Consider the following 22126-nt stretch of genomic DNA (forward strand, 5'->3'; position numbering starts at 1 on the left):
TAGTCTTTACTTTTCGAAAAAGGAGGAGTTCTCTATGAAAACAACTACAACCTGGGAAACGATTGTTGATACTTTGATTCAGGAACTTGAACATGACGGATATAAAAAAGGAGAAAAAATGCCAAGCGAAAGCAAGATGGCGGTCCGCTTTGATACAACCCGCACAGAAGTCCGGAAAGCATATCTTCACTTAGAAGAAAAAGGCTACATCCACTCTCTGCAAGGCTACGGAAGCTTTTTCTCTGGAAAGAAAGAAAAGATCCGACTGCTCTTAAATGACAGTCAGAGTTTTCTTGAAAAGATGGATTCCATCGGAATCCACTACCGCACAGAAAATGTCGGTTTTGAGCTGATCAAGGACAATCTGATTGTCTCTGAGATGTTTCAGCTTTCTGAAAAAGAAATGGATTTTCATGATATTTATAAACTGACTCTTCTTCGCTTCGTCGACGATGAACCGGTCGCAATCCGCGTCAGCTATCTTCCGGATTATGCATTTCCAGATCTGGCACAGCGGGGACTTTCCATCACATCCCTTCGCGATTACATGCACGAGTGTGGTTACAATGATTTCACCGACGAGAATTATGAATTTTCTGTCTCTGCTCTTGATAAAAAGGAGCGCGCCCTCTTTGATATCAAAGGCTTTGCCTCCTGCCTTGTCATGAGTTCTAAATGCGTAGATCAGTCAACCGGACGTATACTGGAGATTGCGAGGACTATCTACCGAAGCGATAAATTTGTATTTACTCTATAAAAATCTTTTCGCCACTATACATATTTTTCTATATACAAACAGTGCGTCTGCAAAATCAAACAAGATTTTACAGGCGCACTTAGCATTTTTTCACAATTTTTCATCTCTACGAAGCATGAAACCCTCCAAGAAGAATACTCTTTGAAATTTTCTTTCTTCTTATATTCTTACCAAGCTATGTGAGGAAACTCCATGCATTCTTTTGGAACCGCCAGCAATAGCACCACAAAGATTGCCAGTAATACAACACCATATATCCTCAGCCTTCTTCGTTCATACCGAAACCGCTGTCCTTCCTCATATCCGGAATACCAGAATAGAATCACAGCCATCACTCCTGCTCCCTGAAAAATCACCATCAGATCTCCGAGGCACCTCAATGTAAATGCAATTATGACCACAGCCGCAATTCCTAGAAGAAGCAGAATTTTCTTTCCACGGGACATCTCTTTCTTTGGATGGCGTTTCATGTACTTCTCTCTGATCCAACCTGAAAAAAATCCCCAAAAATATCCAATCCACAACAATACCCAAAAATAGAATGTGATACTTCTATGAAATGCATTTGCCATATCCACACTGAGAAACTTTGTCATATCTAAAAACAATGTCTCCAGAAACGAGGCACATGATAACCAAAATCCTGATAACATCCATCGTTTTGCCTCCATCATCCAAACCTCAAGCTGGTTGCATTTTCTCCGGTCTAATTTGTGTCTGCTTATTTGAATACACAAATACAAGAAATAGACTCCCGATACAAGAAGCGGTACTAAATACAGCAAACGGATACTATACACCGTCCATGCCAGCAATCTGTCTGTAAAAAACATTCCAATTCCGACAAGTAACAGCCAGATCCACCTCTCCCTTTCTTCTTTTTCCTGATTTTGCATCGTATCCTTCCTCTCTTTTCTGCTACAAATATCATTCTAGATTTTTCATCTGCCATTTCCTTTTATCATAGCAGAAAAAAGAGGAAATTTCATTCTTTTTCAAAATTTTTTCCTACCGAATACATAAAAATATCCTGTTGTATAATCACATCTATGTACAACTGTAAGAAGTATCCCCTCGCAATGTTTCTTTCAACTTTCGTACCTTCTCCTCGATGCTGTTTATCACTTTCAAAAATTCTTCATCCCCTTTTCCCGTCGGATCTTCCAATCCCCAGTCTTCTGTATACTGCCCCGGAACACACGGACATGTTACGTTACATCCCATAGTGATCACTACGTTCGGTTTTGGAATGTCTGACAACAGTTTATTGTACTGTGTCTCTTCCATATCAATCCCATATATCTGTTTCATAAGCCTGACTGCATCCGGATTGATCTGTTTTTTTAATTTTGTACCCGCAGAATAACTTTCAAATACGTCAGATGCCAGCAGTTTCCCAAGTGCTTCTGCCATCTGGCTCCGACAGGAATTGTGTACACATACAAATGCCACTTTTGGTTTGCTCTCATAGGTTTGCTTATTCATTTTCTTCTCCTTCTCTTATAAAAATACAGACTGAAACAAATTAAACAAGTATCCCACCATCACGATTCCAGTCGTACAGATTGTTGCAAATGCTGCCAGTAATTTTGGTTTGACTGCTTTTCGCAGCATGATCATAGACGGCAGACTTAACGTTGTCACAGCCATCATAAAACTTAAAATTGTTCCAAGCTGTGCTCCCTTTGAAAGAAGCGCTTCTGCTACCGGTATCGTTCCAAAAATATCTGCATACATCGGAACTCCCACCAGAACTGCCAAAATCACTCCAAACGGATTGTCATTTCCGAGAATTTTTTCAATCCATTGTTCCGGAATCCAGTTGTGGATCACAGCTCCGATCCCGACTCCGACCAAAATATATGGAAACACCTTCCGAAAGGTCGTTTCTACTTGTGTCTTTGCATACAGTAGTCGATCCTTTTTTGTCAGTTTCGGCGCTTCTATCTCTATGCCAGATGCATTTCTAATAAATTCCTCTACATATTTTTCCATATGTAATTTTTCAATGATCGTTCCTCCGAGCACCGCCACAATGATTCCCAGCACTACATATACAACAGCCACCTTTCCTCCAAAGATGCTCATAAGAAGAACAAGACTCCCGAGATCGACCATCGGGGAAGAAATCAAGAAAGAAAATGTCACACCAAGAGGCAGCCCTGCGCTTGTGAATCCCATAAATAGCGGAATCGAAGAGCAGGAGCAAAACGGAGTGACAGTTCCTAAAAGTGCAGCGACCATATTTGCCCCGATTCCATGAAAACGCCCCAAAATTTTTTTGCTTCTTTCCGGTGGAAAATAACTTTGAATATAGGAAATGACAAAAATCAGCAGACACAGCAAGATCGCAATTTTGATCAGATCATACAGAAAGAATAAGATGCTTCCACCTGCCCTTGATGAAAGGTCAAGACCTGCCACCGCAAGTCCATTCCCAATCAGTTCCCTGAGCCACTGCATGCCAAGTACTTGATTTTGAATAAATTCCCATATTTCTTTCACAAATTCCATATAGCCCTCTCCCATTCATACATTTAAATATATCGATATATTCTCAAAAAAATGTGTCACTTGCAGCACAAACGAAGTTTCTGCTGCATTGACCACCTTTATTTTATTTTAAAAATCGTATAATTTCATCTTTTTTAGCCATTCGCCCAGACACAACTAACTTCCCGTCAATCATGAGCGAAGGAGCCGACATGACTCCGAGCTTTACAATTTCCAATAGATCTTCCACTTTTTCTACTTCTGCGTCACATCCGGTCTCCGCTACGGCTTCCCGCACATGTTCATACAATTTATCACAAGTTTCACATCCTGCACCAATCACTTTAATCTTCATGCGCTTTCTCCTTTAATTTCTCAACTTCATTTCAGTTCCTACGTGTTCCTGCCATGCTGAAAGGATCTTCTTGATAATCATCGGTCCTATTTTGGAAATAAACACTAACTGTGACTTTTCAAATGCCTCCGATTCTTTATAATCTATCAGTGTTCCTACTACATCCACCTGCGTCCACCCGGTTTCCGTCAAATTGCAAAATCCTTTCACGCGATGGACATCTGGTGCGATCACAGTTAAAAATTCATTCAGCTTTTGCCGATCAATTTGCCCGTCATACTCCATAAATATAGATTTTGGTTTTGTTTCTACGGAATTCGTCGTCTCTTCACCTTCTGCCCACTCATAGATCAGCAGATCTTTCTTTAAAAAAGAATCATCTATCTGCCCGTTAGCACTTGTCTTCATTTCGCAGACCGGATTGATTTCTCTGATTTTCTCCTCGACCTTCTCAATCTGTTTTTCACCGACAAGATCTGTCTTTGTGATCACTGCCAGGTGACAGTGTTTTAACTGGCGAAAAGCAGTCTCTTCCTCTTTGACCTGTTCTAGAAAATTTACCGCATCCACAAAACAGATGACTCCTCTGAAATCATATTCTTTTCCAGATACAATCTTAGCTGCCTCCAAAATCTCCTGCACATTCGAAGGATCCCCCCATCCGGAACTCTCCACGAACAAATACTCAAAATCCTGTGCCGCCATCTCAGCCAACGCCTGCACAAAATTCAGCTTCAGGCAGGAACAGAAGATCGATCCTCGGTTTATCTCCACCATCTGAATCTCGTCATTTCGTAAAATGGTTCCGTCGATTCCCAGCTTCCCAAATTCATTCTGGATAATCCCAATCCGATGTCCTTTCAATATCTCCAAAAGCTTTAACAGCACTGTTGTTTTCCCTGATCCTAAAAATCCTGTCAAAACATATAATTTCGTGTCTGCTCTATACATAATCTCCCTCCTTGTATGATACAAAATCTTTTTCGCTTGTGATCCGGCTTTCTGCCTCCTGTCATCTGTCCTTTTCGCAGTCACAATCCACGATGTTTGAAAACCCATCGGGGATCATCAGTTTCCCGACTGTTTTGTATATCTCGTTCATCTTCTCTCTATTTAAAGAATAATGTGTCCACTTTCCTTCTTTTCTCGGAACGACCAGCTCCATATCTGTCAGGAGCTTCATATCATGCGATAATGTTGGTTGTGTGATCTGAAATTCCTCTAGAATCTTACACGCACAAAGCTCACCGTTGGACAGCATATTGATGATCTTCAGACGTTTCGGATCCGAAAATACTTTGAAAATCTTTGCATATTCTATGTAATCTATTCCCATGCACTCCCTCCTCTCATCACACATTGATTATTTTCTATGTTTACAGAATACATCTTATATAGAAATTTGTCAATATGTCATCATTAAAATACATGCTTTTAAATAAAAACAGGATAAAAGCTTGCACAACTATGCGCCGTCTTTTATCCTATTTCCATATATATTCTTTGATATTAATAAAATTTACTTTAATATTTTATTGCTGCAAATAAGACTGTTCAAAAAGCAACTCTTGTGCATTGACCTCTGTACCGTCTATTGGCAATTTCTCATACAATCCATTTGGCTTCATCTTCCTTGCCTTTTTATTATCCGACAGCATCGTAATAAACATCTCTTCTATCCGGACCTTTAACTCTTCTGACTCTATCGGTATTGCAACTTCCACACGTTTCACCGTATTTCTAGTCATAAAATCTGCCGATGCAATATATATTTTTCTTCTTTCCTCTATGCCAAATATATATATTCTAGAATGTTCCAGATAACGTCCAACAATGCTTCTTATCTCGATATTTTCTGTGTATCCCGGAATCCCTGCTGCCAGACAGCAAATCCCACGAACGACCATATCAATTTTTACTCCTGCCTGAGATGCTTCGATTAACTTATCAATAATCTTTTTATCTGTCAAAGAATTCATTTTGAATCCAATATATGCCTTCTCATTTTGTCTGGCATGAGCAATTTCTTCGTCTATCATTTCCAGCACTCGATTTTGAAGACATTTCGGTGCCACAAGAAGTTTTTCTGACTGTTCTACGACTTCTCCCATCACCAACGCCTGAAATACTTGTCTTGCATTTTCACCAATCTGCGGATTCGCTGTCATAACCATCAAATCCGTATAAAGTTCTGCTGTTTTCTCATTATAGTTTCCTGTTCCAACCTGCGTCAGATACTGAATTTCATCATGATGCTTTCGTGTCACCAGACACAATTTCGAGTGTACTTTATACCCAGGTAATCCATAAATCACATTACACCCTGCATATTCCAGTCTTCTCGACCACTCTATATTATTTTCTTCATCAAAGCGCGCACGAAGTTCTACCAATACGGTCACTTCTTTTCCATTTTCTGCTGCTTCCACCAATGTTTCTACAATTTTTGAATTTTTGGCGACCCTGTACAATGTGATTTTAATCGATAATACTTCCGGATCATTTGCTGCTTCTCTTAAAAATTCGATATATGGCCGGATACTTTCAAATGGAAACGATAACATTCTGTCTTTCTCCAAGATCTGCTCTATGATGCTTTTTTTCATATCGAATATTGCGCTTGGCTGCGGCACTCGTTTCTGAAAAAACAATTCTTCCTTTTTGCGAAGCGCATCCTGAATTTGAAATACATATTTAAAATCCAATGGCGAAGCGCTGTAAAATACCCTTTTCTTTTGCAAACCGAGATTTTCACATAATGTATCTACAACTTTTTCATCTACATTTCGTGTCATACTCATCGTCAGTGGACTTAGTTTTTTCCTTCTACTGATCAATTCTGACATAATATCACGATAATCTAAATCATCGTCATACAAATCCGCCGCATCAATATCCGCACTTCTTGTAATTTTCAAAAGAGTTTTTGACTTCACAATATAATGTGGATATACTTTTTCTACGAAATGCAAAATCAATTCTTCTGTAAGCATGTAGGTTCCTTCTCGAAACGGACTCTTAATCAAGCGTGGAAACACATTGTTGCTGCAAGGAATAATTCCTACCTTATCCTTTTTATTCTTTTTTCCAAGCAGTACAGCCACATAAATATCATTATTTTTCAGGAACGGAAAAGGTGCGTTCTTTGATATTAACATCGGTGAAATCAATGGAGCTATTTCTGAATCAAAATATCGTTCCAAATAATCGGATTCTTTTTTCGACAACATATTGAAATCTACAATGCTAATATTTTCTGCTTTCAGTTCATTCCTCAGAAGTGTATATGTATAGTCTTTTCTTTGGAGTAGTTTTTTCATATCATCCAATACAGCTTTTAACTGTTCTTCCGCTGTCATATTTGTTTTATTATCTTTCAAGGTCGGCTGCAATGCCATCTGATCTGCCAGACTTCCAACGCGTACTCTTATAAATTCATCCAGATTGCTCTGAAATATCGATAAAAATGTCAGGCGCTCACATAATGGCACAGACTTATCCTCTGCCTCCTCCAATACTCTTTCATTGAACTTCAGCCATGATAACTCTCTATTTACATATGGTAGACTTACATTCTTCCTCATCACTTTTTCTCCTATTCTTTTCCTTATTTTTTCTTTTGTGGTGCAATGATCCTCTTGCATAAATATCCTTCTCTTACACCGTAATTGCTGACTACAATTTCATCGGCAGCAAACAAACGGAAGATATGCTGCAGGATCATGATCCCTGGAATGATCGTGTGAATACGATTCGGCTCCAGCTTTAAAATAAGATCGATCGCTCTCCTGTCCGCTTGATACAGCTGAGAACATAACTGATCCAACTGCTTTCTGGAAACCGTATGACATTCTGGCGGAAGATCATATAATTTCTTTGCGATCCGCAAAACTGCCCTTGCAGTTCCACCAACACAAACTAGCGGGGAACACTTTTTATAGGTAAACATCTTTTGCTTTCCAATTTCAGCAGATATCGATTTTTTTAATCTTTTCAGCGACCCCTCCCCAGGCACGATATGTTTCACACACTCTTTATACAGACTCAGGGAACCAACAGGAAAACTTGCAGCATCCAGTACCTCTCCGTTTTCAAAGGGAACAACTTCTGTGCTTGCTCCACCAATATCGATAAATGCACCGCTTGATAACTTTACATCCTGCATGGCCCCTGTATACCCAAAAAATGCTTCTTCTTTTCCACTGATCACTTCCACATCGTATCCTGTCCTCGCTTTAATTGCCGATACAGCCTCCGCAGTATTTTGAATGTTCCGAAGAGATGCCGTCGCAAATACTGCAACATGATTGATATTTAATGATTCTAGAATTTCTCTAAATTCTAAAAGGCCGGTATATGCACATTCAATTCCTTCCGGAGATAATTTTTTATTTTCTACATACCCTGCCAATCCTGCCATAATTTTTTCCTTGAAAAGAATACGGAACACTGTTCCGTCAACCTCATAGACAGTGATCCTCATGGAATTCGAGCCAATATCCATAATCGCCTGTTTCATCTATATTTCTCCTTCTATAATAAAATTTTTCTACAAATGAGAACATACAGGTATTGCAAATCACAATACTTTTCTTTCATTGACTGTAAACTTAAAATGCATCCCCAGCATCTCCGAAGCTCTCCTGCACATCAACATTCGTTCTGTGAAAATTTCAAAATAGTCTAAAATAGAACATGTTTCTTCATCCAATTCTAAATTCAAATGTATCTCTTTTTTCTCAGGGTTCGCTGCAAGTTCTGTTGAAAGCACACCATAGTTCACCCGGTCATGAATGTCAAAACTTGATTTCTTTTTATTCCGTACGCGGTTTCTGCGTACATCGGTTTTGTCTGCCAAAATAATTGCTGCTGACACTGCATTTACCGCAGTTCCAGTTTCTTCATCATGGTTTCCAATTGCAGAAATCACAACTGAAATATCTTCTGCATCCATTCCAAGACTCCTTAGGATCTGCATTGCCATAATTGCTCCACTGTGTGCGTGATCCGAGCGATTCACACAATTCCCTATATCATGCATAAATCCTGCAATTTTACACAATTCTATCTCTCTTTTTGAGTAGCCCAATACTTCTAACAGCTCTGCTGCCCGTTCAGCTACAATCACAGCATGTCTCTGCGAATGATCTGTATAGCCAAGAACCCCCAGTATTTCATTTCCCATTGTAATATACTGATTAATTTCTTTGTTTTCCCTTATGTCCCGATACGTTAAATTCAATTTTTTGCCTCTGTCTTTCTACATTCTTTGTATTGCATCCATAGCTAATTCTGACCGTTCACATTCTTCTGCATTGAATGTGATTTGATAACAGAATGGACTTTTCTTCATATGCTCCGACGCATAACTCAATCCATTTGTCTGCTCATCCAGATATGTATTTACAAAGGATCTTCCTCGGATAAAATTCATCGCCTCTGTTTCAATTAATCCTCTTGCAAATAACTCATCGATTTTCGCATGCAATTCTTCTTCATTTTTATACCGCTCTTCTTCATCAGAATCGATCAACTGTTCTAAATTATCAATAATCGGGCGCATTAATGGTGAGATTTTCTCTTGTTCTGTTCCCGGAAGATAACCGATATCGTCATCAATGCTTCCTGCAGGAAATACTGACCGACATTTCTTGGGGACACACCGTACGGTTTACTTTTTTTATATTGCAATGGAACCACTTTTGTTCCATCAAAACGTCCAAGCTGTACTTTTTTCGTAGATTGATCTGCTTTTAAGATCAGAAACTGATTCATCTCCGGCATGACTTGATGACGAATCCCATCTTCTCCCATTTGATAAATATATTCCGGTTTGATTCCTTTCTTTTTGAGCTCTTTAAAATGCTCTTCCTCTACATAAACTTCCATCCTTCCACTATACTGTTCTTCTTTCTTTGCTATTCTGTCTGTTGTATAATCCTGAGCTGTGATAGAAAGCATCTGCGCCTTGATTCTAAGAAGCATATCTTTTGTGACCAAAATAGTCTGTTCTTCCGGATAATCTTTTTGAAGTCCCAAACATACCTTTAATATCCGACTGTCCATCTTATCTTCAGGCATATCCGGTGGAAGTTGCATATCAACATAATTTTTTTCTATCCGGATGATTCCTCCCTGCTCCGTATCTACACCCGCTACAAGATTGCCTTGTACCCGAAGATTTTCCAAGTGGCGAATCGCTTCTCTGGCATTTCTCCCCTTTTCCTTCTCAGAATTTTTTAATCCATCAAGTTCTTCCAATACTGCCATTGGAATCACTACTTCATTATCTTCAAAATTCAAAATTGCCTCGGGTGCATGAATCAAAATGTTCGTATCCATTACATATATTTTTCTCATAGTTATCTTCCTCATATAATCAATGACTCTCACATCTATCTTGTTATGCACATTCGATTTTCTGATTATATTGTGCACACTGTAACAAAAAATTATAATCACACTCTAACACTTCAGACATCTCTGAAAACAAATAGCACTCCGCTTCTTTCAACCATCTTGCATCACCGAGCGAAATGTGATTTTTTTGCCGTTTTCTTCGATACATCTTGATCAACTGAATCAACATTACCGCATCATCTTCCCGGACAGCCTGATTTTGTATATCCATTCTTTTTTGTGGATTTCTGTAACAGATCAGTTGTTCTTCCGGTTCTATACAAAAGATTTTTTCTAATTCTTTCTTTGTCTTTAGCGGTCGTACATGCATCTCTATTTTATCTATCGGAATATATACTACTTTCACGTTACTTTGAATCGGTTTCAGCCTGTAATAATATTTTTTCATTTTATTCATTTCTATTTGACAAATATCTTCTACTTCACATACTCCCTCTGGACAATGTACTACTTTTTCACCTATATGATATGTTTTCAATCTTAGCACCTCCAAAAAGGCTCTGTTCCATACAGAAACAGAGCCATCAAAAAACTATTCCTTAGACTTGAACCATAAAACAGCTTTTCTTTCTACATCTCCCATTAAATTTGTTCGTACCAAAGCTGTTTCACACATATACCTATCTCCTTCCAACAATCACTCTCTCTTTTTTCAAAATATCACACCGTTTCTATCTTTATCTACCTTACTAATGTAAATTTTAGATAAATATTTTGTAAAGTTCATTTTGGGCAATCAAATAGGCGCCCATTTCTGAACGCCTTACCATACTCTATATCTACAACTATTGATATCATTTTTTATTTCTTTATTTCAGATTACTAACCTTGCTTATAAATATAATCCACTTAAAAAAAGCTTCTAAGCTTTCTACATCGTTTTTTGTAGCAGTACAATAGTTTCACAGAACATATTTTATCGCAAGGCTTTTAAAAATGGAATAGATTTTACCAAACGACAGTTTTCAAAAAACTTATCTGTCAAAAATTAATTTCTCCCACGGTTCATATCCTGCCATGTAGCCGAATTCTTCCTCATTTCTGAATCCTTCAAGAAATTTTTCTTTTACACCATCTAATATAGCTTCATCAATATCTCTGAACTTCATATGCTTATATAAACCGGACTTTCTAAAATCATACATAGTACCCACATTATCAAGAAGATGTTTTACCACCTTATATGTTCCCTCTACATCTTTCCCTGCACATACAATATCAAGCATTGGCGAATACTCATTATATTTTCCCATTTCCAATGTATGTGCAACTGCCTGTACCTTCCCTGACAAAAATCTCGCATAACCGATATCATTTTCCCGCAATGCCAGTCCAGCCATTGTGGAAAGAACATGTTGCATGATTAATCTGCTGTTTTGGCTGCCTTGATACTTCTTAGGTTGACGGCTAGATACGCATTAGAGATGTCTCCATCCAAATGCTGTTCTAGCAAGGGATTTTTCCCTTGAACCCATCATTTATGATATATGGTGGCGCTTTTCGCCCCCAAATAGTGAAAGTGGGGGCACTTTCTGCCCCCACTCAGGAAATGTTGCTAAAATACTGTTTAGATTTATCATACATACAAAATGGAAGTTATCTATTTCTCCTCTTCGTTAAGACCTAGTTCATTGCATATTACTTGCTATCCCTGATACCTTATTCTTTCTACCAGCGTTTCCTTTTTCAGATTACTGCTTAAAACGCAGGAAAGTACAATCTGCAACAGACCGACCAAAAAAATCATAATAAAAATTGGTACGATTGGAACATGATAGATATTCATTCCAAATATTCCATTATGTTTTGCATAGGAAAAAAGTGCATAGCCGAGCGGCAGACCAATGATCAAAGCTACGCATATGGTACCAACCGTAAACATCATTCCCTGTAACTGCAGACATAAATTTAATTGTTTATTTGTCATACCCACAGCCTGTAATACACCATATTCCTGCTTTTTTGTCGTAATATTCATGATTATGGTGTTTGCCATATTCATAAAACCGATGAGTCCTACAACCGCCATAAACAGATAACAGCCAAGCTTCATCATGCGAGCTGTGAATTCTGCAGATTGTAACTGTGCATGATAGGTATCCATTTTTATATGCGAAGTATTAGAAATCAAAGTATTCAGACTCTGTTCCACAGATGCAACATCTTTTTTATCACAGTCCACCCACAGATAGCCATAGGCTGTTCCCCTCGGATTCATGGAACGGTATACACCTTCCGGAATGACAAGATAAGTGTCCGCGCTTACAAAGGATCCTGCAATCTTTCCCTGATAGGTATAGGTTTCACTTCCATTCTCAAAGTCAAATGCAATGGATTCACCCGGAGCATATCCATCTTGTTCCATCCACATCAACCAACCAAAGAAAATTTCACCATTCTTTACCGCCTGATCATAGTCCATAGAGCCAATATCCCCGTCTTGGCGCATAAAATCAAAATCATTTTTACTCACAATATCAGCCGGAAATCTTGTTCCGTTCAGATTTACAGAGACAATCTCTCTCGTCATGACATCTGTCACTCCTGGAATGCTTTTGATTTCTTCAATCATTGAATCATTCAATGGATTATCCGTCAGAATCGTATCCAGATTATTCTCCGGATATCTTTCATCGTACTCAGCAGAATAGTCAAGCTGCAGTTCAAATTGTCCATGATTAACGGAAAGACGTGCTTCATGCTCCGTATCAATATTTCCTACATAATTAGAGATAATCACAAACAATGCGCAGGAAAGCCCCAGTGTGAGGATGGTACCAATGGTTCTTTTTGGATTACCCGTTATATTTGCCATTGCCATAGAAAACACGGTGACATTTTTTCTGCCATTTCGTTTTCCTTTTTTGTGTGTTTCTGCATTTTCTAAATACCGTGTTGCTTCGATAGGTGAAATCCGTGAAACAATTTTCATTGGTTTACGCAGCGCCAAAGCAACGGTAAAAAATGACACGAAAATACATAGAAGCATAACAGGCAGGGAAAACAGTGGCATCTGCTGATTTTGGACTCCCATAGAGCCAGTTCCGGTTGATACAAGGTTTCCCTGTTCTACCAGCCAGTTAAAACCGCATTTTGCAATCAGAAAACCAAGAAGCAATCCAACTGGTATTGAAGAAATTGCCAAAAACATACCCTCTCTGAAGATCAGTTGTTTCATCTGCTTTTTTGTCGCTCCCAGAGCCTTGATTTTTCCATACTCCTGTATCTTGTTGGCAATACCGACCTGAAAAATATTATAAATGACCACAACAGAGAAAAGTACAATTGCAAGAATCAAAACCCCGCATACCGCAATCGTTTCATAACTCGGCTGCAAGACCCATTGCAAATAGAGATCATTGACTATAACGTTTTTTTCTTCGATCCCACAAGCTGCTGCAATCTGCTTTATAACCGAATCAATATTATTCATAGATACATTTGCAGAATCATTTAAAGTAAAATAAATATTATACTGTCTGTCATTCTCTGCGACGTGCTCATCATAAAACTCCTGTGACCCGAAAGCAACATAAGATGCCTCGATGGTATACTCATCACGATCATATAGGATTCCGCTGACAACAAATTCTTCCGGCTTATATTCTGACTGCATCCCTGCGCGGTAATCCAGTGTAACCGTATCTCCGATCTTTACATCACCATACCCCATTGCACGAAAAAATGCTCTTCCTGCGGCAATTTCCTGCATTTTTTCCGGATACTTTCCTTCCTTCAACTCATATTCTTTATTATAAGGAAGCATTTTTCTTGCAGTCTCATCCATGCAGACAAACCCGCCTTTTTCATTGCCTTTTATGATAGCTTCGGTGCACATAGTGCCTGTAGCATCTATTTCCGCACGGCGGTTTACTTCTTTTAACTGCGATCCGTCTGCGGAAACAAACAGACCACAATTGCTTCCATATGATCCTGCCGCCTGACTTTTCTGTAAATGAATTACCCCATTTCCCACAGTACTGATGATAACAAGCAGCATCGTGGTCAGACAGATTGCCATCATGATCAGTATACTTCTTGTCCTGTTCCTTTTGTCATTGCTATATGCAATCCTGCTTATTATCTTCATCTGAAATCCACCACCTGTCCGTCCTCAATCACCAGAATACGGTCAGCGACCTGTGCAATTTCGTCATCATGGGTAATCATTACAATTGTCTGTCCATATTTTTTTGCTGTCATCTTAAGCAGAGCGATTACCTCATCACTGGTCTTAGAATCAAGATTTCCTGTCGGCTCATCTGCAAATATAATTTCCGGACGATTCACCAGTGCTCTTGCAATTGCTACTCTCTGCTGCTGTCCTCCGGATAACTGATTTGGCAGATTATAAATCCGGTTTTCAATCCCCAAAGTTGCAATAATATCATTTACATACGCTTCATCCACTTTTCTTCCATCCAGCCCCAGTGGCAGTACAATATTTTCCCAGACATTAACAGATGAAACCAGATTAAATGCCTGAAAAACAAATCCGATTTTTCTTCTGCGGAAAACAGCAAGGGCATCTTCCTTCATCCTGTATAAATCTTTCCCTGCTAAAGTAACACTGCCTTTTGTCGGGGTATCAAGCCCTCCAAGCATATGAAGTAATGTACTTTTACCGGAACCTGACTTTCCAACAATTGCGACAAATTCTCCCTTCTCAATCTGAATGTCCACCTGATTGACCGCTTTGACCTGATTCTCACCTGCGCCATAAAACTTACAAAGCTGCTTGGTTTCTAATATCACACTCATGTGTTGCCTCCTTTTCAATTCTGTAAAGCGTACCTTTTCAGCACGCTTTCTTTGCCTGTTTATATATTTGGTCATTTTTCAACCTACATCCAAATTGTATCAGGACAATCTTTCATTTCACTTTCAAAAACGAGCAGAAGTCTTACAGAATTGTAAGATTTCTGCTCATTTAAAATTTAACTAACATATGGTAATTGAATCACAAACGTGCTTCCTTTTTTCTTTTTTCCGGAGGTTACCGTAATCATACCTGCGTGCTTTTCGACAATTTCTCTCGATAGAAAAAGTCCGATTCCTGTACCACTCTTTTCCATGACCTCCCTGGAACTTCCTCTGTAAAATCGTTGAAAAATTTTGTGATACTCATTCTGCGGAATACCAATTCCCTGGTCCTCAATTTCCATTCTTACAAGATCGTTTCTTTTTTGTAACCGGATAAATATTTTTGAACCACACGGACTGTACTTGACCGCATTATCCAGAACGTTGATCACAGCTTCACCAAGCCATCTTTTATCCTGCATAATCGTGCATGTTTCCAGTTCTTTTTCATAGTCAAAAACGAATTCAATTTCTTTCTCATCCGCTTTAGGATAAGTGCGGTTCACAGCAGATATGACAGTATCCATAAACGGAAGTTTTTTCTTATTAATCTGAATCAGTCCAGTTTCCATCTTGGATATTTCAAGAAGCGACTGCAATAATGTCTCCAGTCCATCCAGAGCACTCCGACAACGGATACGAAACTCCTCCTGTTCTGTGGCACTTAAGTCATTCTGCATCAGCACACTAAAACATGTATCCAAAGCTGCAACCGGTGTCTTTAACTGGTGAGAAATATCAGAAACCATTTCTTTCGTGTTCTCCTTTTCTGCCCTTGCTTCTTCCTTTATCAACTGAATATGATGTCCGATTACTTCAAGCTGGTCATTCAATTTTTCCAGTTCTGCATGATTTTCCGTTTTCAGTAAATCATCAAATTTATTTTCACGGAATCTGATCAGAATTTCTTCCAACTGGTCTAAAATTTTCTGATGACACGCATCTTCTTTTTTCTTCCAATAAAGTAAAAAAGTCAAAAGAAGCACGCATATCACAGTGCTTACAGCACCGGTCACCATAACCTGATGCCGGAATTGCGAATAAAATGCATTCCCTTTATTCCCCCAGTATCCATATTGCTCCAATAATCGCCTTCCCTGTTCGTTAGTTTCAATATCCTTATCCTTAAGCAATTCCGAAACAGCATCCAGCCCGGAAAATTCTTCCTTTGCAGCAATCTCTGTCATAAAATTCATTTTATATTTATAATCTTCATAAAACACATACGTGGTAAAGCAATTTAATATTGCAAACAATAATATGACAGGTAATACCAAGGAGAGCACTACTGTAATCTTCTTGCGATATCTCTTTGTCACTGCCTTACCTCCTGATTCCATATATACCCAAGACCTCTGATATTCTTTATATAGACCGGTGCAGCCGGATTGTCTTCGATTTTCTCACGGAGTCTTCTGATATTGACAGCGATTGTATTTTCATCCACAAAATCCCCTTCCAGATCAAACACATTTTCCAATATTTGTGTTTTTGAAAGAATCTGTTTCGGATTCTGAAGAAAAAAAGTCAGCATTTTCAACTCCGTTTTTGTCAGACTGATTTCACGACTCTTTATCAGGACTTTCATTTCTCCTGCGATAAATACGATATCTCCCGAAATCATCTTTCCGGCTTCCGTTTTCTCCTGTCTGCGGCGGAAATGTGCTTCTATTTTCAAAAGAAGTACCGAAAGACTAAACGGCTTTGTAATATAATCATCTGCCCCTGCTTCATATCCCATGACCTGATCCATCTCCTGATCTAGTGCTGTAAGACAAATAATGTATGTATTATAATTGCATCTCATCCACCTTACAAATTCCAGTCCATTCCCATCCGGAAGATTCACATCACAAATGGTAACATCCACATTATTATCACTTGCAATTCTTTTCGCTTTTTTCACTGATTCTGCTGAAAAAACCTCATATCCGGATTTTTTCAGTGAAAATGTAATTCCACGATTTAAATTTTCATCATCTTCAACCACGAGTATACCTAGCATAGCATCTGCACCTCTCTTTATTAACTATTCATCTTAAAATGCTTCAATGCCTCCACAATTGCACTCTCTTTATCTTCTGGACACTGCGGTTGCCTGCTATCTTCATTTTAAGGTAAATTATAATTCTTTCCAACCTCAATTCCGCATTTTCTCTTTACCTGTGAGATATACAGATTGGAAACCTTCATGCCGGCATTATGTTCAGCCACATACTTCTTTATCTCATCATATGTAGCCTTAGTCTCTGCAGATGTTATATCCATATCATCAAGTTCAATCGTGACATTAATGTAATCATCCGGCTTTTATTTCAGTTGGGACAAAAGAACAACCGTCTCAACATGCTTATCATTGTCCAAACTCGTATTTTTACCAACTTCTAAAAATCTCTTTTATGAAAATTAATTCTTACTGTTTTCCTTTACTGTACTGTGAATATTTTTAATGCTTTCCAAGTATTCTTCTTCAACCGGCGATAAGTTCTGCACCTGATATTTCCGATATTCTTCTGTTGCTTTTTCAATTGCCTGCGCATGACTAATAGTTCCGGCTCCTTGCAACACTTTTTCACCTGTTGTTTTTAAAACATTGTCAAGGTGCTCCACATAATCTGCCATATACATAGGATTGTGACGCATAGCTTGAATCTCCGCGAAATCAAAATATCCCGATACAATATTATTTAGAATCTTTAACTCTTCATCATTGAGATAATTTTTTGCAATACTGACATCTTTCAATACAGGAAAATCACCAGAAAAACTTTTTAATCCCATAAAAGGCTGACTGGCATCCGCACGCTCATATATAACTTCTGCCGCTGTATGTCCGTGTGCTGCATAGTGTAATTTATTTTGCACCATTTTAAAAAACGCAATGGATTCACTACTCTTGGGATTATAGTCAACACTTGTTGCATAAAGATCAAGCACCTGTCGGTACATAACCTTTTCAGATGAGCGGATATCCCGAATACGGTCTAATAACTCTTTCCAGTAATTACCGCCTCCCAGATTTTTCAGTCGTTCATCATCCATTGTAAAGCCTTTTATCATGTACTCTTTTAATCGTTCAGTAGCCCATCGACGGAAATTTGTGGCAATTTTAGATTTTACTCTATATCCAAGAGAAATAATCATATCAAGATTATAATGTGCTGTATTATAATTTTTCCCATCAGCAGCAGTTGTTCGGAATTTCCGAACAACTGCTTTTTCCTCTAGCTCACCCTCTTCAAAAATGTGTTTAATATGCTCACTGATATTAGATTTACTAGTTTGATAAAGTTCACATAATTGTGCCTGCGTAAGCCAAACGGTCTCATCTTCAAATTTAACGTCAATTTTTGTATCCCCATCTTCTGTTTGGTAAATGATAATTTCGCTCCCTATAATATTTATATTATCTTTATTGTTCTCCACCATTCAGGCCCCCTCCTGTTTTCTATTTTTTCATGTATTTTCAAATCACCCTCTTAAGATTTCATCAATTTGTTCAGATTCAATTCGCTCTTTTAAATAACCAATTTGTGTTTCGATATACTTTTTATGCTTTATCCATTTTAAACCTATAAAATTTGAAAGCAATGATTCAAGAAACTCAATCCAAACAGAATACATAGGTACCGCACTACCCGACCAACTCCAAGAAGTAGGTGTTAATGGTATTCTTTGAAAATCTTCAAACAATGAATTATTCTCAAGGAACAACAAAATATATTCCTTTTTTCTCTCAATTTCCAATTTCGATATAACTGAAAATAGACAATACATTTTTGTTTCATCATTAGAGAACAGTTGAATGCATTGTCTAATCCACTCGTCTTGTCTTCCCAATAGATTTCGCTCATTTTGGGTCGGTAATAATAAAGACTCCAAAAAATATGGTACTGACATCTTAGAAAACTGGCAATTCTCCAATAGCTGTTCAAAAATCTTATTATATATTTCTATAAAATCGTCCAAATCGAAAAAGCAACGATGCCTTTCTTGATGGTCACTAAAAGAACCCTCATTTTTATTTATTAAATAACGAATATATTTGTCCAGTATAGAAGGTCTAACCAAATATATTTCTTTCAAAAACTGTCCGTTATAATCAGAGTGATTATCATGCGATAGCATGGCACAATAAATTTCTTCAAGCAATTCCAAATTACAATTATATTTTTGGATTACTTCCTGTGGTGTATTATGATAATTATTAAATAGCAAATCAAAATAAATATGCACTATAAAAGGTGAATACTCCATCTTAGCTAAAATAATTTTACTTCCCTTTATTAATGCTTGCTTATCCATTACATTATATTTCTCAAGAAAATCCACATCACGCATTGAGGATGAAGTAATATCTCTGTCAGAAGTATCTTTCAAAAAGTTATAAAGCCCTTGCAGATGTTTTGGGGTAATTAACTCCGACGGCAATTCATGATAATAAGCATATAGCCAGGCATTTTTCTGACTATATTCCTTACTGGCAATAATTTGATATACTTCCTGATCGCACAACAAAGAAATAAGTATGTCAATTAAACGATATGGGTGTAAATTGCTTGGTGTATCTTTTTCTATGTAATACTTAATTGCATCAACACAGCAATCTTTTTGAAGACAAAGGGCATCAAAAGCAATTCCTAAACCCTCTCCAACCTCCCAAGATGTACGATCATCAAATTTAGAAATATCATTACAAACATCAATTAACTTCTTAAACATTTCTAAATTACAATTAGAAACGTATTGATTAATCGTTTTCCGTTTTAGTTGTTCACATTCTTCATAACCAACTTCTTCTGTATAATCTGGTCCTTTGAGAATCAAATATAATTGAAAGTATTCTCCTACAAAATATTTAGCAAATGCTGATTCACAAGAAAAATTTATATTACTAAAAACTTGCACTATTCTGTTCACTAAAAGACAATTTTCCAATTCATCTGGCGGAAAATGTGACTCCAAAATTGATTCGATATATTTTAAGTCAAACTGTAGAACCGGAATACTTATATCCTCAATAATGCCACCATAAGAACTAAGGATTTTTCTAACTCTTGCTCTATACTTTTCAATTTCACACAAAGAGGATAAAGATTCCCAAATTAGCTTTCGATATTTTTCAACCCCTTCAGATATGGCTAATGGAATTTGATATATGGTAAATGTGTTCTTTCGTCCTCCCTCTACTGGTGTAAAATGTAATTTCAAAAATTCTTCTGCTATTTGTAAAAAAAGAGTAGTAACAGATTCTTGTTTCCAGTCATCTGAATATTCTTTTATCTTCTCAAAAAAAGTTACTTGTGTGTAAAAACCATAGTTCGCAGAATCTTTATTAATACCAAAATATAGATTAACTGCATGATAAAATTCCATATATAAATCTGGTCGCTTAAAATAATACTGAAAAAACAAATCACAGGCTGTCGGCAAATCACGCATATCTGCAAAACCACCAAGAATTTTAATAATATCATCTGTTACATTCTGGTAGTTTTTTCCTTCATCAGTATCAATATCACTCCATTCACAAATCACTCCTTCTTCAGATTCAATTTCATTTTGCAAAATCAGAAGTGTTTCTGTGGGATTAATACGAAAAAACGCTTTGACAAATTCGAAGAAAGCCGGTGATTTTTCTATTGACAATTCATCCCATAATAATTTTATTTCTTTCTCAACAAAATTGAAAAGAGTTTCATTTCTAAATATATTAAGTAATGTATTAACGGAGGAAATGGTTCGCTCTCTATAACTCTGAAAACAAGCTTTAATCATTTCCGACAAACCAATTAGTTTTTTATCAAAGAAAACATACTTTAACAAATAATTAGATAAACATTGCTCAGAAAAACGAACGGCTTTATCATTGCAAATATCTACAATTTCCAACTCATGAAGTATACGTACGTTTTCAATAAAATCATCTCGATTTAATCCTTTTTCATGTAAAATCGGCAAAAATGCATCAATGTGTTCCAAATGGATTGCTTCTAAAAAAGCAACTATACCAGCAGTCATACACATGTTTTTGTTGAGAAGTAATTGATTATCCTCTAAAGAAGATCCATAATAATCTTCATATAATTGTGACACATCATTAATAGAATCCAAACGATTCGAATTGCACGCTACTTTCCCTGCAAGTATAGCAATACGAGCATTTCCCTCTGCAATTCTTATGATTCTTTCTTGATATTCTTGATTTAGAATACCCAATGAAGTTTCGAGCAATTTCTTGCTCTCATCATCTGAAAATACGTTTATGTTTACGATTTCATACGAAGTAATTTCTCGAACATCCTTTATTACCTTCTGTAGTGCATAGTCCCTCACCGTAATTAGTATTTTTACGTTGTATCCCTCTGGCTTCATACTAACATAACGAATAATATGCTGTAATCCCGACAATTGATTTGCATCATCAATAAAAAGAAAATAGTTTCCGGGTCTGTCTATAAAAAGTTTCAAATCCTCGTATATTGGTAACGCATTACTGTGAATGCAGTAAACCTTCTCATTATTAGCATCTGGGTGATTTTTCACATAATGCAAAGCTAAACGAGTTTTTCCCGTACCTGCTGAGCCGTTTAGTATAACAACATCCACTTTCAGATAAGCGTCGCCAATATCTTTAAATTCCTTTTCTCTAAATAAAAATTGGGTATCAATTGGAGCCGCCATTCTATTTGAATTATAACTATTAACAAAATCGTCATACGATTGAATTTGCCCCGTACTTATTGATATTCCCAAAAAATCACGGGAAAGATTATGATGGAAAAGATATATGTCTTCTGCAAGCTTATCAATCCCGATAACTGTAAGCTTAATTCCAATATCTTCACATAAAGCTTTTATCTCACTATCTTGAAGAGGTGTAAGATTCGATGAAGTATGGCAATAAATAATCTCAGAAATTTTATCATGCGGAACACCTGTCTTTGACGTATCAAGACATTTTTCAAGATCATCCTTAATTTTTGCAAATAAGTTTTTCTTTTGAGTTGTATATTCTACAAAAACATACTTTCCATTTGATGCAATAAAATAAGTATCTGGTGTACCCAAAGTGGTCTTTCGTGTACCCGCCTCTCCACCAAGAGATACTATATTCGGATAGCCTATTTTATATAAATAGGAATCACAAAGATTTTGAAATGATCCTGCATCCAGTTGAAGTATTTTTTGTTTGATACTTTCAATATTAGCCATAATCAACACCTCTACTATTTGAA

The 22126-nt window shown here is 37.3% G+C and carries 18 protein-coding genes and 2 pseudogenes; 1 reads left to right on the forward strand and 19 read right to left on the reverse strand.

What is annotated here, in order from left to right; translation table 11 throughout:
* Nucleotides 1-34 precede the first annotated feature (34 nt).
* Nucleotides 35-757, forward strand: coding sequence for a GntR family transcriptional regulator (locus tag ACESPO_RS03780; protein ID WP_009262735.1), 723 nt, complete (start codon nt 35-37; stop codon nt 755-757).
* A gap of 167 nt (nt 758-924) precedes the next feature.
* Here ACESPO_RS03780 and ACESPO_RS03785 read toward each other — a convergent pair whose 3' ends face one another.
* The 19 genes and pseudogenes from ACESPO_RS03785 to ACESPO_RS03875 form a co-directional block, all read right to left on the reverse strand.
* A complete protein-coding gene (locus tag ACESPO_RS03785) occupies nt 925-1653 on the reverse strand; it encodes a hypothetical protein (RefSeq protein WP_499788480.1) in 729 nt (242 codons plus the stop codon).
* Nucleotides 1654-1804: 151 nt separating this feature from the next.
* A complete protein-coding gene (locus tag ACESPO_RS03790; RefSeq protein WP_499788481.1) occupies nt 1805-2242 on the reverse strand; it encodes an arsenate reductase ArsC in 438 nt (145 codons plus the stop codon).
* A 15-nt stretch (nt 2243-2257) separates the two neighbouring features.
* Nucleotides 2258-3271 (reverse strand): permease, encoded by a 1014-nt coding sequence (locus tag ACESPO_RS03795; RefSeq protein WP_009262738.1) that lies wholly within the window; start codon nt 3269-3271, stop codon nt 2258-2260.
* Between the two features lie 103 nt (nt 3272-3374).
* Nucleotides 3375-3605: a thioredoxin family protein gene (locus ACESPO_RS03800; protein WP_008976156.1), complete on the reverse strand. Its 231-nt coding sequence runs from the start codon at nt 3603-3605 to the stop codon at nt 3375-3377.
* A 12-nt stretch (nt 3606-3617) separates the two neighbouring features.
* The gene (locus ACESPO_RS03805; protein ID WP_009262739.1) at nt 3618-4556 is read right to left on the reverse strand and encodes a CobW family GTP-binding protein; all 939 of its coding nucleotides are present in this window, start codon (nt 4554-4556) and stop codon (nt 3618-3620) included.
* 61 nt (nt 4557-4617) lie between these two features.
* Entirely contained in the window at nt 4618-4941 is a 324-nt protein-coding gene (locus tag ACESPO_RS03810; protein ID WP_008976158.1) for an ArsR/SmtB family transcription factor, read from the reverse strand.
* Nucleotides 4942-5137: 196 nt separating this feature from the next.
* Nucleotides 5138-7189: a polyphosphate kinase 1 gene (gene ppk1 / locus ACESPO_RS03815; RefSeq protein WP_499788484.1), complete on the reverse strand. Its 2052-nt coding sequence runs from the start codon at nt 7187-7189 to the stop codon at nt 5138-5140.
* A gap of 23 nt (nt 7190-7212) precedes the next feature.
* The gene (locus ACESPO_RS03820; protein WP_499788485.1) at nt 7213-8124 is read right to left on the reverse strand and encodes a Ppx/GppA phosphatase family protein; all 912 of its coding nucleotides are present in this window, start codon (nt 8122-8124) and stop codon (nt 7213-7215) included.
* A gap of 60 nt (nt 8125-8184) precedes the next feature.
* On the reverse strand, nt 8185-8847 hold the full coding sequence (locus ACESPO_RS03825) for an HD domain-containing protein (protein ID WP_499788486.1): 663 nt from the start codon (nt 8845-8847) through the stop codon (nt 8185-8187).
* 18 nt (nt 8848-8865) lie between these two features.
* A pseudogene (locus ACESPO_RS03830) lies at nt 8866-9965 on the reverse strand (PhoH family protein).
* Between the two features lie 43 nt (nt 9966-10008).
* Complete coding sequence (locus ACESPO_RS03835) at nt 10009-10503, reverse strand: CarD family transcriptional regulator (RefSeq protein ID WP_117501373.1); 495 nt, start codon at nt 10501-10503, stop codon at nt 10009-10011.
* Between the two features lie 496 nt (nt 10504-10999).
* The gene (locus ACESPO_RS03840) at nt 11000-11386 is read right to left on the reverse strand and encodes a hypothetical protein (RefSeq protein WP_412402384.1); all 387 of its coding nucleotides are present in this window, start codon (nt 11384-11386) and stop codon (nt 11000-11002) included.
* Nucleotides 11387-11670: 284 nt separating this feature from the next.
* Nucleotides 11671-14115 (reverse strand): ABC transporter permease, encoded by a 2445-nt coding sequence (locus ACESPO_RS03845; RefSeq protein WP_499788489.1) that lies wholly within the window; start codon nt 14113-14115, stop codon nt 11671-11673.
* Complete coding sequence (locus ACESPO_RS03850) at nt 14112-14786, reverse strand: ABC transporter ATP-binding protein (RefSeq protein ID WP_117576302.1); 675 nt, start codon at nt 14784-14786, stop codon at nt 14112-14114. The genes ACESPO_RS03845 and ACESPO_RS03850 overlap by 4 nt, the downstream gene beginning before the upstream one ends.
* Before the next feature lie 176 nt (nt 14787-14962).
* The gene (locus tag ACESPO_RS03855) at nt 14963-16228 is read right to left on the reverse strand and encodes a sensor histidine kinase (RefSeq protein WP_270665858.1); all 1266 of its coding nucleotides are present in this window, start codon (nt 16226-16228) and stop codon (nt 14963-14965) included.
* On the reverse strand, nt 16204-16893 hold the full coding sequence (locus tag ACESPO_RS03860) for a response regulator transcription factor (protein WP_270463625.1): 690 nt from the start codon (nt 16891-16893) through the stop codon (nt 16204-16206). Before ACESPO_RS03860 ends, ACESPO_RS03855 begins: the two co-directional genes overlap by 25 nt.
* 20 nt (nt 16894-16913) lie before the next feature.
* Nucleotides 16914-17246: pseudogene (locus ACESPO_RS03865) on the reverse strand (23S rRNA (uracil(1939)-C(5))-methyltransferase RlmD); the annotation flags it as partial.
* A 48-nt stretch (nt 17247-17294) separates the two neighbouring features.
* Nucleotides 17295-18317 (reverse strand): virulence RhuM family protein, encoded by a 1023-nt coding sequence (locus tag ACESPO_RS03870; RefSeq protein WP_269763157.1) that lies wholly within the window; start codon nt 18315-18317, stop codon nt 17295-17297.
* Between the two features lie 42 nt (nt 18318-18359).
* On the reverse strand, nt 18360-22103 hold the full coding sequence (locus ACESPO_RS03875) for an nSTAND3 domain-containing NTPase (protein ID WP_499788491.1): 3744 nt from the start codon (nt 22101-22103) through the stop codon (nt 18360-18362).
* Nucleotides 22104-22126 lie beyond the last annotated feature (23 nt).

The sequence above is a fragment of the Coprococcus sp. HPP0074 genome, from assembly GCF_964238105.1.
GTDB classification, from domain to species: Bacteria; Bacillota; Clostridia; order Lachnospirales; family Lachnospiraceae; genus Faecalimonas; species Faecalimonas umbilicata.

What these genes read in the sequence shown, in the direction of transcription:
- ACESPO_RS03805 (WP_009262739.1), bottom strand. Translation starts at nt 4,556, where the DNA reads ATGTATAGAGCAGACACGAAATTATATGTTTTGACAGGATTTTTAGGA.
- ACESPO_RS03850 (WP_117576302.1), bottom strand. Translation starts at nt 14,786, where the DNA reads ATGAGTGTGATATTAGAAACCAAGCAGCTTTGTAAGTTTTATGGCGCA.
- ACESPO_RS03820 (WP_499788485.1), bottom strand. Translation starts at nt 8,124, where the DNA reads ATGAAACAGGCGATTATGGATATTGGCTCGAATTCCATGAGGATCACT.
- ACESPO_RS03810 (WP_008976158.1), bottom strand. Translation starts at nt 4,941, where the DNA reads ATGGGAATAGATTACATAGAATATGCAAAGATTTTCAAAGTATTTTCG.
- ACESPO_RS03795 (WP_009262738.1), bottom strand. Translation starts at nt 3,271, where the DNA reads ATGGAATTTGTGAAAGAAATATGGGAATTTATTCAAAATCAAGTACTT.
- ACESPO_RS03785 (WP_499788480.1), bottom strand. Translation starts at nt 1,653, where the DNA reads ATGCAAAATCAGGAAAAAGAAGAAAGGGAGAGGTGGATCTGGCTGTTA.
- ACESPO_RS03780 (WP_009262735.1), top strand. Translation starts at nt 35, where the DNA reads ATGAAAACAACTACAACCTGGGAAACGATTGTTGATACTTTGATTCAG.
- ppk1 (WP_499788484.1), bottom strand. Translation starts at nt 7,189, where the DNA reads ATGAGGAAGAATGTAAGTCTACCATATGTAAATAGAGAGTTATCATGG.
- ACESPO_RS03875 (WP_499788491.1), bottom strand. Translation starts at nt 22,103, where the DNA reads ATGGCTAATATTGAAAGTATCAAACAAAAAATACTTCAACTGGATGCA.
- ACESPO_RS03855 (WP_270665858.1), bottom strand. Translation starts at nt 16,228, where the DNA reads ATGGAATCAGGAGGTAAGGCAGTGACAAAGAGATATCGCAAGAAGATT.
- ACESPO_RS03845 (WP_499788489.1), bottom strand. Translation starts at nt 14,115, where the DNA reads ATGAAGATAATAAGCAGGATTGCATATAGCAATGACAAAAGGAACAGG.
- ACESPO_RS03870 (WP_269763157.1), bottom strand. Translation starts at nt 18,317, where the DNA reads ATGGTGGAGAACAATAAAGATAATATAAATATTATAGGGAGCGAAATT.
- ACESPO_RS03860 (WP_270463625.1), bottom strand. Translation starts at nt 16,893, where the DNA reads ATGCTAGGTATACTCGTGGTTGAAGATGATGAAAATTTAAATCGTGGA.
- ACESPO_RS03800 (WP_008976156.1), bottom strand. Translation starts at nt 3,605, where the DNA reads ATGAAGATTAAAGTGATTGGTGCAGGATGTGAAACTTGTGATAAATTG.
- ACESPO_RS03840 (WP_412402384.1), bottom strand. Translation starts at nt 11,386, where the DNA reads ATGCAACATGTTCTTTCCACAATGGCTGGACTGGCATTGCGGGAAAAT.
- ACESPO_RS03790 (WP_499788481.1), bottom strand. Translation starts at nt 2,242, where the DNA reads ATGAATAAGCAAACCTATGAGAGCAAACCAAAAGTGGCATTTGTATGT.